The following is a 14,199-nucleotide window of genomic DNA, read 5'->3' on the forward strand; positions in this document are numbered from 1 at the left end:
ACGCGGGGTCCAAGGAGGAATCCGTCCGAACCAATGCCACTACATTCTAACAGCTTAAGCAACGAGCGGATCATATCCCAACTGGCTGTTGGGGGTATGACCACTACATCTTTTATATTAGGAGGAGGCTGGGACGAAACACTTATCCGTTCAACCATTACAAACGTTATCAGAGAAATGCTGGGCTCGGCAGCAGGAGCTGTCATGCTTAAAGTGGGCTCAGACCATTTTATTCTGCTGATCTCTTATGATGCCGGTCAATTGCATTCAACGGATATCATGCGGGTATTGCTCAGATATTCCGATTTTGAACAAAAACATCTGGACATCAGAAGTGCCGTCTATTACTACGGAAAGGGCATCGACCGCTGCAATGTGATGGCAGGCATCCGCTGTCTGATGGAGTATGAAAAGCAGAATGTTATGGCCAGAACCGGAGTTTTTCTGTACTCGGCAGATCCGAAGCAGTCTGGTGTCAGCAAGTCGTTCCTGATGAATATCTCCAAATGGAGAAGTCTCTTTGAAAACGGTCAGGGAGCACAAATCCCGACCCGCCTTCGACAGTATTTTGAAAATGAAAAACTCACTCCCGCGGAAAAATATCAATCTCTGCAGGAGGCCGGCAAAGGACTTACCCATGCCGTATTGCAAGCACTGGGGAGCAGCAGGATAGCATCTGATAAATTCTTCACAGAGCTGTTTTCGCTGCAGCAGTTTGTTGCCACACCGCAGACCTACGAAGAACTTCTCCGCAAGGCGGAATGGGCAGTGCAGCGCTATACGGTCCTGACAGCGGACCCGCTGTTCACAAAGAAAGATACAGATGAGGTCGGAAGAACATTCGAGTACATCCAGACTCATCTCATGCAGAAGCTTTCACGGGAAGAGATCGCTTCTTTCGTTCATCTCAGTCCCGACTATCTGGCCAGACTCGTCAAGAAAAAAACAGGGCTCTCTCTTATGGATTACATCAAGTGTCAGCGGATCGAGGAAGCCAAAACTCTCCTCGGCAGCACACAGATGTCCATCAGCATGATCGCACTGAAATGTGGTTTCTCGAATTTTTCTCATTTTTCTCAGGTTTTTAGGAAAGAAACCGGTATAACACCTTTTGAGTACAGAACAGCATATAAGGGAAAGGGAACACTTAGTTAATTGGAATGCATATGAGTCAGAGGGAACAATATCAGCAGACGGAACAGACTATCCTCCGCCTGAATCGTGAGAGTTCCATTGTATTTCTGCACCATGCTTTATGTTGAGCAGAACTAAGAATGCCCCCTCAGACATGGTACAAAAGACGTCTGGCGTAGGCGTTGCGGTATTCGCTGGGCGTCAGTCCCGTGATCTTCTTATAGGTGCGGGAAAAATTGTGGACGTTTGAAAAGCCGAGCGATTCGGCGATATCGCTGATGGAGTTGTCGTTGTCCGTCAGCATGAAATTTGCGGCATCCATTTTCTGATTCAGAATGAACTGCTTGAGGGGGATGCCGCGGATCTTGGAAAACAGATGGGAGAGGTATCTGGCGTTGTAGCCGAACTGCTCCGCAATCTCGGAGATCGTGATGCTGCGCGAGAGATTCCGCTGGATATAGTCGATGATATCCAGATAAATCTGCTTCCTGTCCGCGGCGCTTTTTTCCGTGTGGGCGCTGGAGGCAAGCTGTCCGTAGAGCTCGGTCATGATCGTGGTCGCCATGGTGTCGATGGAAATCTGCGGGTAGTTGCTTTTGGAGATGTCCTGAAGCTGCTTCATGAGGACGACCATGCGGAAGAGCCGCGGCAGCTTTCCTGTCTGCGGCAGCTCATAGGAGTCGCCGCCATTTTCCGCCGAGAAGTGCAGCCAGTAGAAAGAGCAGTAGGCTTTTCGGAAGCCGCTGCGCCGGGAGCTGCTGGGTGGGAGCAGGAGGTATTCGTTTTCCCGGACGGTGAAGTTTTCGCCAAGATAACGAAGATACAGCGTGCCCTCTGTCACCACGATCAGCTCGTAGTCCGGGAGAGGAAAGGACTCGTGCTCCCACCGGTCGTTCAGCGCCTTGAACTTTCCGGTGATCCGGCAGCGGTAGATCTGATTTTTCGGCAGGGCTATCATACGCATGCGGCGCATTCTCCTTTCGGCGTCCGGCTGGCCCGCGGCGGCTCTTTTCTGCGATGCGTGAGGCTCCGGACAAAACAGCGAAACAGAACATTTTGATAATGAATATAGAATTATGATACCTTTCCGCGGAGCAGAGCGGATGCGGAATTTCTTTTTTGTGCAGATCATACATGAACTGTGCTGCAATTTATCATATTATAACAGATTGCCCGGCATGGGAGGAAAAGTCAGGTGACAGTACAGGAGTGAACGGACTGTCAGGTATGAAAATAATACATCGGCAAAACATGTGCGGAAATGATACCGAATGAAGCGCTATGACATTTACGGAGCAGAGGACGGATGCTAGACTTCAGCTATCAGAGGCCGGATTGTCCGGGTGGAGGAATGTCATGGGCTTTCAGTCAAACGGTTTTTTTGAATCGGATCAGAAAGAGCTTTTTTACCGCTGGAACGGGGAAACGCTGTGTATTTCACCGTGGGGCGACAACAGCCTCCGTGTGCGAAGCGTTCCGTCGGGAGAGATCCCCGGAGGGAGTGACGCTCTCCTTATGGAGCACAGCGAGAGCTGTGAGCCGGAGATCCGGCTCGGAGAGCGGGAGGCGTCGATCACAAACGGCGGAATCACGGCGGAGCTCCGGGTTACCGGCTGGGGAATCGAAAACTATCTGCAGATCATCTACCGCAGCAGGGAGGGACGCGTTCTTCTCTCCGAGCAGCCCTTCGGCGGCGCTCTGATGCGTCGGGCGAGGGAATTTAAGGCGCTTGCGGGCGGCGGATACCGGCTGCACATGCGCTTTGCTCCGGAGGAGGGGGAAAAGCTGTACGGCATGGGTCAGTACCAGCAGGAGCGGATGAATCTCAAGGGCTGTATGCTGGAGCTGGCGCACCGGAACTCGCAGGCGAGCGTGCCGTTCGTGCTCTCGGACCGGGGCTACGGCTTTTTGTGGAATAATGCGGCGATCGGTACGGCGTACTTCGGAGCGAACACGACGGAGTGGACGGCGGAATGCACGCATCTTCTGGACTACTGGATCACGGCGGGCGATACGCCGGCACAGATCGAGCGCGCCTACGCCGCGGCGACGGGGCGGACGCCGATGATGCCCGAGTACGGTCTCGGCTTCTGGCAGTGCAAGCTGCGTTACTGGAACGCGGAGCAGGTTCTTGCCGTCGCGAGGGAGTACAAAAAACGCGGCATCCCGCTCGATGTACTTGTGATCGACTACTATCACTGGCCGCGCTGCGGCGACTGGCGCTTCGATCCGGAGTATTTTCCGCATCCGGAAAGGATGATCCGCGAGCTTCGCGACATGGGGATTCATGTCATGGTTTCCGTCTGGCCGCAGGTGGACTGGCGGAGCGAGAACTATGAGGAAATGCGGCAGCAGGGGCTTCTGGTAAAGAGCCATTCCGGCGTGGATGTACAGATGATTTTTCATGGGAACAACGTGTTCATGGATGCGACCAACCCGAGAACCAGACGCTATGTCTGGGAGAAGTGCCGGAAGAACTACGCGGAGCTCGGGGTCAGCGCGTTCTGGCTCGACGAGGCGGAGCCGGAGTTTTCCTACACGGATTTTGAAAATTATCAGTATTACGCCGGGCCGGCGCTGGAAAAGGCCAATCTGTATCCGAGGGAGTACGCACGGGGCTTCTACGAGGGGCAGCGCGAGGCGGGCACGGAGGAGCCGGTCAGTCTGATCCGCTGTGCTTGGGCGGGTTCTCAGCGCTACGGCGCACTGGTCTGGTCCGGGGACATCATGTCGAGCTACGAGGACTTCCGGAAGCAGATCTGCGCGGGCATCCATATGGGGCTGGCGGGGATTCCGTGGTGGACGACGGACATCGGCGGCTTCCACGGCGGAAACATCGGGGATGAAAAGTTCCGCGAGCTTCTCGCCCGCTGGTTCGCGTTCGGCGCGTTCTGCCCGGTGATGCGGATTCACGGCTGCCGCGCTCCCTTTGAGGAGATTGTGTCACAGAGCGGCGAAGTGAGGGAGCATACCGGGGCGGAAAATGAGATCTGGAGCTACGGACCCGGAATGGAGGCGGTCTTCGTGAAATTCATCGGGATCCGGGAGCTGCTCCGGGACTACACGAGACAGCTCATGCGGTGGGCGCATGAGACGGGCGATCCGGTTATGCGGGCGGTCTTCTATGAGTTCCCGGAGGATAAACGGGCGTGGGAGCTCACGGATGAATACATGTACGGACCGGATATTCTGGTAGCGCCCGTCTGCCATGCAGGGGCGGTATCGCGCGGGGTCTATCTGCCTGCCGGCGCGCGCTGGGTCCATGCGGGGAGCGGTGAGTCGTTCGAGGGAGGACAGACGGTGACGGCTTCGGCGGCGCTCGACACGCTGCCGGTGTATCTGCGCGAGGGAAGACAGTCGTATTTGATCGGAAAGGTGTGAAGCATGCTGAGAGAACTGAACGGGAGCGATGTGCGTCTGCTGGACGGACGATTGACGGAACGGGGGCAGAGAAACCGGGCGTATCTGATGAGCCTTTCGGATGAGCATCTGCTCCGGAATTTTGAGCTGGAGGCGGGGCGCTTCACCAACCGTGAAATTGACACGGAGGCGATGGGCGGCTGGGAATCTCCGACCTGTCAGCTTCGGGGGCATTTTCTGGGGCACTGGCTCTCGGCGGCGGCGCTGTATTTCCGCCAGACCGGGGACGGAGAGCTGCGGGCAAAGGCCGAGGCGATCGTCGGAGAGCTGGCGCAGTGTCAGTGGGACAACGGCGGACAGTGGGCCGCGTCGATCCCCGAGAAATATCTGCGCTGGATCGGCGAGGGACGCAGTATCTGGGCGCCGCAGTACACGATCCACAAGCTGTTCATGGGCCTTGCGGACATGTACCGGTATGCGGAGAGCGAGACGGCGCTGCTTGTAGCGGACCGCTTTGCCGACTGGTTTCTTACGTGGAGCGGGAGCTACGACAGAGAGCAGTTTGACGATATCCTCGATTATGAGACCGGCGGTATGCTGGAGGTCTGGGCAGATCTTCTGGAGATCACCGGAAAGGAAAAATACCGGACGCTTCTGGAGCGGTATTACCGGAGACGTCTGTTCGATCCGCTTGTGGCGGGAGAGGACGTCCTGACCAACATGCACGCGAATACAACGATCCCCGAGGCGCTCGGCTGCGCGCGGGCCTACGAGGTGACGGGGGAAAAGCGCTGGCTTGCGGTCGCGGAGGCCTACTGGCGCTGCGCGGTCACGGAGCGCGGGTGCTTTGCGACGGGCGGACAGACGCAGGGAGAGATCTGGACGCCGAAGCAGAAGCTCCGGGCAAGACTGGGGGAGCGCAATCAGGAGCACTGCACGGTCTACAACATGATGCGGCTTGCGGTTTTTCTGTTCCGTGAGACGAAAGATCCCGCGTATTTACAGTATGCGGAATATAATCTGTACAACGGAATCATGGCGCAGTCCTACTATCGGAGCGTCAATACCGAGAGCCTCGAGGAGGCGTCGGGACTGCTGACGTATTTCCTGCCGATGAAAGCGCCCGGGCGGAAGAGCTGGGCCGGTGCGATGGACAGCTTCTTCTGCTGTCACGGCACGATGGTGCAGGCCAATGCCAGACTGAACGAGGGAATTTATTTTGCGGAGACCGGCGCTCTCTACATCGGGCAGTATCTCGATTCGGATGTGACGTTCGAGGCGGAGACGCGATCCGGCGGGAGCGTCCGCATGACGCTGTCGCAGCGGCAGGATCTCATGAACGGGCTTCTTCAGACCTCCTCGGTGAACGATGCGAGACAGACGGTGAACCGGACGGCGGGAAATCAGGAAAATATGCCGTCTGTCCGCAAGCATGTCTTCATGGTGCACACCGAAGAGCCGGCGGCCGTCTCTTTCTGCTTCCGGATCCCGGAATGGATCACGCAGCCGGCGTCCCTCTATGTGAACGGAGAGCGGAGCGCGGACCCGGCGCAGGGAGGGAGCTTCGCCGTGATAAAAAGAGAGTGGCATGACGGAGACGAGGTGATCGTGCTCCTCCCCGTCGGGCTCCGCTTTATCCCTCTGCCGGACGACGCACGCATGGGGGCGTTCCGCTTCGGGCCGGAGGTGCTTGTCGGGATTACGGATAAAGAGCGCGTGCTGTCCCTCTCTCCGGAGGATCAGGGGGATCCGGTGAGAGCGCTGGCATCCGACAACGAGCGGCAGTGGGGAACATGGCTGATCCGCTTCCGTACGGAGCGGCTTGACCCGGGCATCAGTTTCCTCCCCGTGAATGAAATCGGACGCGAGCCGTACCAGATGTATTTCAGAATCGTGTAGAGACGGCGCCGGGGAAGAACCTCCCGGGACGGTTTGCAGGGGTGCGGGGTTTGCCGGAGATGGCCGAAAGATGGATGCGGATTCCGGAAAAACAGTTCATACTGAAAAGAACAAGCGGTCTGAATTTCAATCTGGTGTCAAGAGGGTGGAGTTTTCATGATGAAGCGGAAATTTGCGGGACAAAGAAGCGGATGGAAAAACGGCATACGGCTTGCCGCTTTCGCTATGGCTGCGGCGTTCTGGCTCACTGCCTGCGGAGAGGACAAAACGGTCGGAGAGCCCGCCGGAGCTTCTGCGGCGGAGGAGCGGCAGCAGAATGACGGGGAAGAGGCGGCCTTAGCGGAGACAGAGGGGATTCTCCCCACGCTGGCGGTTCCGGACAGTGAGCTCGCAGGCAGCGCATGGCGGACTTCTCTGAATATGGACTGGATGGAAGCGGCGGAGATTTTTCTGTTTGCGGACGGGAGCTTTTATTACCGCATGCTCGAGCGCGATTACAGCGGGGCTCTCTGGCATTACCGCACGGATGCAGAGCAGTGCTTCTGGAGGAAAAACGGCGATGTGCTTGAGCTCGAGTTTGTGTACTCCCGGCCGAATAAAAAGGAAACCTATTATGCAAGACTCTCGGGAGATAAGCTGTACTGCCCGGATTTTATGGGATATCAGACCGACGATCTGACCTTTGTCCGGCAGGCGTCCATGCCGGAATTCCCGGAGATGGAGCGCGACTGCCGAAAGCTGATCGGAGACTGGTCCCTTGTCCGGATGCGCAGCGGATATTATTACTATATGGCGGACGATGACATCGCCATGGAGGGAACGCTCCGTATCTATGAGGACGGAAATGAACTCCGTGCGGATTATCGCCGTTTGGTAGATGGCGAATCATATAATGTGCTCGGAAGTCGCCTCACCCTGCGCGAAGAGCCGGCCGGCGAATGCTGTCTGAATGAATTCTGGAGTGCGGAGCTGCAGCTTCCGGAGGAAGAGGGAGAGCGGAAGATCAAGCTGTCGCTTCTTGGAGACAATGAGCTGGAGATGATCGACGAAGTGGACTATGAGGAGGACTACTACGAGGAACCGGTACGGTACCTGTTTCTCCGCGCAGAGTCGGCGGAATATGAGAACAGAGAGGACTACCGCTACGTGCAGACCGTGACGGTGTCGGACGTGCATGAGCTTGTCCGGAATATGAGCAGGGACAATACTCGTGTGATTCTGAAAGCGGGGACATATAATCTGTCGGATGTCACGCGGGCAAGGGAGGAGGAATACGAGGAGTACGGAGAGATCCTGCCGGAGGAATTGAGAAATACCGGTCTCGTATCCTATCAGGATAATCTTCTGCTGGAGACAGAGGAGGGGGCGGAAGTCACCATCGTGACGGAGAATTCGTATGATAACGTGCTTTTCTTTGACCATTGCGGAAATATTGTTCTTCGCGGGCTGACGCTGGGGCATGAGGTAGAGCCGGGCCGCTGCTCGGGCAATGTCGTGATGGCGGAGAACAGCTCTTCAATCCGGATTGAGGACTGCCGTCTCTACGGAAGCGGCGCCTACGGCGTGGCATTGTGGGATTCCTTTGATGTCGCGGTGGAAAATACCGATATTTATGACTGCACCTATGGGATCGCCGAACTATATGAGGCAAGCGATATCCATTTTAAAGACTGCCGCCTGTATGACAGCAGGGAGTACAGCATGTTCGATTTTTTGCGCAGCAGGGATATTCTTGCAGAGGACTGTGAGATCACGGGGAATACGGTGTCGGAGAACTCCGGATGCGCGTTTATCAATGCGGAGGAATCGGACGGCGTGCTGTTCCGCGGCTGTGTCTTTGAGGGAAACCGTTATGAGGAGCGGACAAAAGGAGAGGTCGTGTTTGAGGACTGCACGTTCCGCGACAATGTGCAGGGAGAATAGGAAGCCAATGGGTTTTGGATGAGCCAACACCTGCGATCAGCGGGGGATGCCAGGCATCCCCCGCTGATCGCAGGTGTTGACTCAAACAGACAGATCTGCTTTAATTTGTGCCGCTTTGCGCCGTGCCGTTAACATATAATGTGTAGCCGTTGCTGATGACATTGGCCGCATCGCCATTGAACTCGGTCACATAGCTGTCGCCTGTCAAAGTCCAGATACTGCTGTCGTCGAGCGTAACGGAGACAGTGCCGACCTCAGTGGAAACGGTTGTGCCGTCGGCATCGGTGATATTGCCGTCCACATAGCCCTCAAAGGTGGAACCGTCAGTCAGGTTCAGTGTCAGCGTTGAATTACTTCCCACAAGGACGGCGCCTGCCAGCTTCTGGGAGGAAGCATTGAGGATCGCCGTGTTGCTTCCACCATCCCATCCATCGTCGCAGACCGAGATCAGAATGTTGTCGCTGTCCTCGTTGATCAGTTCCACATCACGCAGTGTGATGACTGCGTTGGTATTCGTTACATGAAAAACATGTCCGCTCTTGCTGGTAAGCGTACCCCCGGTCATAGTGAAAGACGATGTGCCGCTCTGCGCATCTCCCGACATGGACTGATAGATCATGATGCTGTCGAGGAACCGGGCATTGCCATTTCGTTTGGTGTTATTTGCTGTCAGATCACAGTCCGTAAGTTCAATGGAATTCATGCCTTCGATGCAGACGCCCTCAGAAAGATTGGAGGTGAGCGTGGCGTTTTCAACCTGAATTGCTGCGGTGGAGTAGATCGCCGGAGAACCCAGACCATTGGAGGTATAGGTGCCTCCCTCCACATAGACCGTCCCGCCGCCTCTGTCGGTGCGGATTGCGGCAGAAGACTGTCCGCTGGTGGTGACGTCAAGATCGTAGGCATAGGTGATGCCGCCGCCTGTGGTCATGATGCCGCCGGAGCCGTCGCCGGTCGTTGTGATGGATGTATCGCGGATGATGACCGTTGTGCCATCGCCCTTAACGCCGTTCTGACCACCGTTGCCGCCATAACTGAACACGCCGTTTGCCCCATTTGCACTGGTGGTGATGGTCCCGCCGGTGATGGTGGCTGTCGCACCGTCCTTTACCAGGACAGCGGCATTCAGACCATAGAAATTGCAGTTGTCACCGCTGTCTGAATCTCCGGTTTTGGTGACGGTGGGATCATTGATCTTCACATCCTCCGATGTGGAAATCAAGAGGGCGCTTTCGTCCGCCGTCTCGCTGCGGTAGGTCTGTCTGCTCTGTGTCTCTGCGGAAGTAATCTCGACGGTGCCGGAATAGTCGATGTCTGCGCTGCTGCCACCGGGAGCACCGCCGGGGGCGCCATTTCCGCCGGGTCCGCCATTTTCATTTGGCTCCCCGTTTTCTCCGGGGGCGCCTTCCGGCGGGGGCCCGGGAGGATTTCCCGGAACATTGCTTTCACCGGTTTCCGAAGGCCCGGAAGATTCAGAAATCTGGGAAGTGCTGCCGTTGCCTGCCGTATCCCCCGATACGCCATTTCCGCAGGCGCCAAGGCTAAAGACCATCAATGCCGCCAGCAGAGGGATGAATGCTTTACTCTTTGTTTTCAATTTTGAAGCCCTCCTTTGTATTTGATGGGGTCATTGTAAAGAGGAGAGATTGAACAAAGATTGAAGTTTCTAAAGATTTTTTTTGAAATCGGAAGGGAGACGTTAAATTGCACTTTGCCGTCCGGGCAGTTAACGCCCTATGTTTCCGCCATGCTGTTCGACCGCTGCTTTTTCGATGGAAAGCTCCGGCCCATAATGAATCCCCTCACTGTTTCTCCCTTCATCAAGGCGATAGAAGCGGTCAAAGAGATGCGCCTGCTTTTCGGGCGGGATCCCGTCGCTCTCACTGATAACATTCAGAACGGCCTTATGTCATCATATTTCCTGTCCGGGAAGAGCGGCTACCATTCTTTTTCATCTTCCGCAAGAAGTATCCTTTAATATAATGATTTGGGTGTCAAAATTACTGTAACAGCATCCGGCTGCCTATTGCAGTGTGCTCTTTGACAAATAAATATAGTCCAACTTTAGCTGATTTTCCTGAAACCGGAATGCTGGAAAACGTTGATTTTATAAGGAATTTCGGCCTCTTAGTAGTATAATAATGGCATCAAATCTTGTACTCTGAGAGGTCTTCAGGATGTCATTCCGATCAAACGATTCACAGCAGATATCCCTTTTCGATCAGCAGAACTTTCTTTCTCCAAGGAAACAGGAGATGCTCAAAAAATCCTGGGCACAGGTCTTTTCTGATCATGTTTTCACAAAGATCAATGAACAGATCTTCGTTCCGCTTTTCAGTGAAAAGAAAAACTCCCGGCCTAATGCTCCGGTCAATGTCATCGTCGGTGCCCTGATCCTGAAAGATTTCACCGGTCAGACGGATGATGAGATGCTTGAATCCATCGAATTCGACTTTCGATATCAGTATGCTCTGCATACAACCAGCTTCGAAGAACAGCCGCTCAGTGACCGGACTTTCAGCCGTTTCCGTGAGAGATGCGCAGCCTATGAACTGACAACCGGTGAGGATCTGCTTCATACCTGTTTCATCCAGCTCTCCGAAGAAATGCGCAAATTCATGGATATATCCCCAAAAATCCGCCGGATGGACAGCATGATGATCGAATCCAACATCAGGAAGATGGAGAGGCTGGAACTGCTTTATTCCTGCCTGGCCAACCTGGTAAAAAAGCTTTCCCGCGATGGCCAAAAGGATATGATCAAAGGCCTCGAGCATTACGCTGAACCGGATGATCGCAACAAGGTGATTTACTATCATAATGCGGACCCGGTTCAGAGCGATCCTCTTCAGACTGTAATCGATGATGCCACTGCTCTTCTTCCGAAGTGCATGGCTGAATACAGCGATACGGCAGACTATCAGTTTCTGGAGCGTGCCATCAATGAACAGACAAAGAAAGATGACGATGGGAAGAACATTCCCAAGGACAAGGGCGACGGATTGAATTCCACTGCCCTCCAGAATCCATCTGATCCTGATGCCACTTACCGGATAAAGGCGAATCAGGAATATCGCGGCGATGCTGCCAACCTTACAGAAGCTGTGGATGCCAAGGCTCGGTTGTCACAGACTATCAGTATGATGTAAATACCCACAGCGACCTCGGATTCTTCAAAGAAGAGGTTGAAACAATGAAACCGGCGGAGGAGCCTTCGCAGATCATCACTGATGGTGCTTATGGCAGTGCGGAGAATCACAAACTTGCGGAAGATAAAAATATCACCCTTACAACGACCGGCCTTCTCGGAAGAAAGACGAGAGATATTCTTCTGGATTTCGAACTCTTCGATGATGGCAGAACCGTTGTGAAATGTCCCAAAGGAAATACCCCAAAGAGCAGCACCTATTCCAGAAGAACAAATACAATCCGGAAATCATTCGAACGCTGCCAGTGTGAAAACTGTGAACACAGAGCGGAATGTCTGATCAAGCTGAAAAAACGGACCGCTGTTTTGTTCCTGTCACCAGATGCAAGAAAACGGGCACAGGAATACAAAGACAGTAAGAATGACGAGTCTCTGAAAATAGCTGGCAGAATAAGAAACGGCATAGAAACAGTACCGTCCACACTGCGGAGAAGATATCACGTGGACCGCATGCCGGTGAGAGGGAAGCTGAAGACAAAGCAGTTCTTCAGCTTTAAGCTCTATGCCCTGAATTTCTGCAAACTTGTGCGTTTCACAAGAGGACTGGAGAAATGCAGGACACTGGTTCCGGAAAACGCCTGAAAGAAAGGAAAGAAAGCCTCATGGATACACCAAAAAGATAGCCAGACAGAGTCAATCCCTATATTGAACTATATTCATTTGTCAAAGAGCAGTTGCAGCGAAGGCTGCTGTATGTTCAAAGCCACTTTAAGAGTGACTTATGACACCCAAATCATATAATTACCACTCGGCGCGGTCCTGATACGCACGAACGCTTTCATGTCTCCGGCGTTCGTATATATTCAGCCAAACGATTCAGCAATGCTAATTAATGAGTGCCAAACACCCATCTGAAACCTTGTAAAGCCGCATATTTACTGCATTTGTCGGCTATCAGCGGGGTAATAGAAGTGCAAAGAAAACGTCTGCTTTCACTTTAAAGCCTTGTACTTCTAAGGACAGCCCTGTGTATAAAAAAAGCCTGTACAGACAGCTCGGACTTACGGATTTCAATCAGCCGATCGGTCTTAAGATGAACCCTGAGAACCGATGGGTGAAGAAAGCAACGCTCATTCCGTGGAATGACATCGAGGAGAAATATGCAGCTCTCTTCCCGAGCACCACAGGAATGCCGGTAAACCCCTTCGTGTAGCGCTTGGCTCTCTCCTCATCCAGAAGCAGCTCGGATTTTCGGACCGGGAGCTTGTGGAAGAGATCGCAGAGAACCCGTATTTCCAGTACTTCATTGGCCTGCCCGGCTTCCGGCAGAAAGCTCCCTTTGTTCCGTCCCTGATGGTGGAATTCCGCAAGCGCCTCACGGACGATGTGCTCAGCGAAATCAATGAGATGATCCTGGACGACAACCATCCGGATGATCCGAACCCCCCGGGAGACGATGATTCCGGATCGCAGAGCTCATCAGAAGCCGCTTCCGAATCACCGGAATCGAATGCAGGGACAATGATCCTTGATGCGACTTGTGCACCGCAGAACATCGAGTTTCCGCAAGACATCAACCTGCTCAATGAGAGCCGCGAGAATCTGGCGCACATGGTTGATGAGACCTGCTATCTCTATAACTGGACGAAACCTCGCATGTACCGCCGCAACGCCAGACGGGACTGCCTCAATCTGATCCGCAGCAGGAAGCGGACATCGAAGAGAATCCGGAGGGCGATAAAGAAGCAGCGGCAGTACATTCGCAGAGACAGAGACTATCTCGGTAAACTCCTCGCCGATGGCTGCGAGCGGACGGAGAAGCTGAAGATACGACTCGTCACTATCGATAAGGCCTACGAACAACAGAGGTACATGTACGACAACAATGTGCGCAAGGTACCGGATCGGATCGTCAGCATCAGCCAGCCGTCCATTCGCCCGATCGTCCGGGGGAAAGCGGCAACCCCGGTCGAGTTCGGCGCAAAGCTTGACCTGAGCCTGGATGAGCGGGGAATGGCACGAATCGAAAAGCTGTCGTTCGATCCGTACAACGAGAGTGATGTACTCATCATGGCGGCGATGCGCTACTGCGAGAGGACAGGACATTTCCCGGAGCGCATCCTGGCAGACAAGATCTACTGGAACCGAGCGAACCTTCGCTTCTGCAGGGAACGCGGGATCCGTCTTTCAGGACCGCCTCTTGGAAGACCAAAGAAAGATCCGAGAGCAGACAGGAAACTCGAGTACACGGATAACGCAGACAGGATCGAGATGGAAAGATCCTTCGCAGCAGCAAAGCACAGCGATGGACTGGGACTGATTCGTACGAAGCCGAACAGCTCCACGCGAAGTTCGATTCAGCTGTCTGTCATTGCGCTTAACGTGAACCACCTCATGGCGGTTCTTTTATGCGCAAAATTCATATGGGCTGTTTCAAGGGTCACAAGACGAATGACGCAAGGCGTCATGATGGTATTTATGGTTCAAACTGGCGAGCCGATAGAATTGGCCCATTGTTGAGCACTCATTAATTATCTCCGTCATGCGGTCACTTCCCGCTGATGCTCCGCGCGTCTGGACTTTTCTCTCCTCCGGTGTTACTCTTCTACCTGTCTTTCGGACTTGAGAAAAAAAGTAGTGCTAAACCACGGTTTAGAACCTGTGGTTTAGCATTTTATTTATGGCCTCATTTCCGAGAAAATATGATGTCAGAGGAAGACCGGTTTCAGAAGCTA

The 14,199-nt window shown here is 54.0% G+C and carries 9 protein-coding genes and 1 pseudogene; 7 read left to right on the plus strand and 3 right to left on the minus strand.

Features of this window, described 5'->3' with window-relative positions; all coding sequences use genetic code 11:
- The coding region (locus E0E20_RS13380) for a helix-turn-helix domain-containing protein (RefSeq protein ID WP_207302884.1) at nucleotides 1-1,155 on the plus strand (1,155 nt) is incomplete at its 5' end.
- Nucleotides 1,156-1,282: 127 nt separating this feature from the next.
- Here the strand turns inward: E0E20_RS13380 and E0E20_RS13385 are convergent.
- The gene (locus E0E20_RS13385) at nucleotides 1,283-2,098 is read right to left on the minus strand and encodes an AraC family transcriptional regulator (protein ID WP_165444114.1); all 816 of its coding nucleotides are present in this window, start codon (nucleotides 2,096-2,098) and stop codon (nucleotides 1,283-1,285) included.
- A gap of 392 nt (nucleotides 2,099-2,490) precedes the next feature.
- Here E0E20_RS13385 and E0E20_RS13390 point away from each other — a divergent pair, with 392 nt between their 5' ends.
- The 3 genes from E0E20_RS13390 to E0E20_RS13400 all read left to right on the plus strand — a co-directional run bounded on the left by E0E20_RS13390 (nucleotide 2,491) and on the right by E0E20_RS13400 (nucleotide 8,316).
- Nucleotides 2,491-4,515, plus strand: a complete 2,025-nt coding sequence (locus E0E20_RS13390) for a glycoside hydrolase family 31 protein (protein ID WP_130838678.1) — start codon at nucleotides 2,491-2,493, stop codon at nucleotides 4,513-4,515.
- Nucleotides 4,516-4,518: 3 nt separating this feature from the next.
- Nucleotides 4,519-6,393, plus strand: coding sequence for a beta-L-arabinofuranosidase domain-containing protein (locus tag E0E20_RS13395; RefSeq protein ID WP_130838679.1), 1,875 nt, complete (start codon nucleotides 4,519-4,521; stop codon nucleotides 6,391-6,393).
- Nucleotides 6,394-6,549: 156 nt separating this feature from the next.
- Nucleotides 6,550-8,316 carry a right-handed parallel beta-helix repeat-containing protein gene (locus E0E20_RS13400; RefSeq protein WP_130838680.1) on the plus strand — a complete coding sequence of 589 codons (1,767 nt, stop codon included), beginning with the start codon at nucleotides 6,550-6,552 and terminating at the stop codon, nucleotides 8,314-8,316.
- Between the two features lie 100 nt (nucleotides 8,317-8,416).
- On the opposite strand, the gene E0E20_RS13405 is transcribed toward E0E20_RS13400, so the two are convergent.
- Complete coding sequence (locus tag E0E20_RS13405) at nucleotides 8,417-9,913, minus strand: hypothetical protein (protein ID WP_242622806.1); 1,497 nt, start codon at nucleotides 9,911-9,913, stop codon at nucleotides 8,417-8,419.
- Between the two features lie 129 nt (nucleotides 9,914-10,042).
- Nucleotides 10,043-10,213 (minus strand): ATP-binding protein, encoded by a 171-nt coding sequence (locus tag E0E20_RS14685; RefSeq protein ID WP_130838683.1) that lies wholly within the window; start codon nucleotides 10,211-10,213, stop codon nucleotides 10,043-10,045.
- A gap of 280 nt (nucleotides 10,214-10,493) precedes the next feature.
- Between E0E20_RS14685 and E0E20_RS14315 the strand changes: the two genes are divergently transcribed.
- The 3 genes and pseudogenes from E0E20_RS14315 to E0E20_RS13425 all read left to right on the plus strand — a co-directional run bounded on the left by E0E20_RS14315 (nucleotide 10,494) and on the right by E0E20_RS13425 (nucleotide 13,984).
- The gene (locus E0E20_RS14315) at nucleotides 10,494-11,465 is read left to right on the plus strand and encodes a transposase (protein WP_242622807.1); all 972 of its coding nucleotides are present in this window, start codon (nucleotides 10,494-10,496) and stop codon (nucleotides 11,463-11,465) included.
- Nucleotides 11,387-12,106: a transposase gene (locus E0E20_RS13420; RefSeq protein ID WP_130838681.1), complete on the plus strand. Its 720-nt coding sequence runs from the start codon at nucleotides 11,387-11,389 to the stop codon at nucleotides 12,104-12,106. The genes E0E20_RS14315 and E0E20_RS13420 overlap by 79 nt, the downstream gene beginning before the upstream one ends.
- A gap of 385 nt (nucleotides 12,107-12,491) precedes the next feature.
- Nucleotides 12,492-13,984 (plus strand): annotated as a pseudogene (locus tag E0E20_RS13425) (IS5 family transposase).
- Nucleotides 13,985-14,199: the final 215 nt, after the last annotated feature.

Source organism: Lachnoclostridium sp. Marseille-P6806, from assembly GCF_900625025.1.
Taxonomy (GTDB): domain Bacteria; phylum Bacillota; class Clostridia; order Lachnospirales; family Lachnospiraceae; genus CAG-791.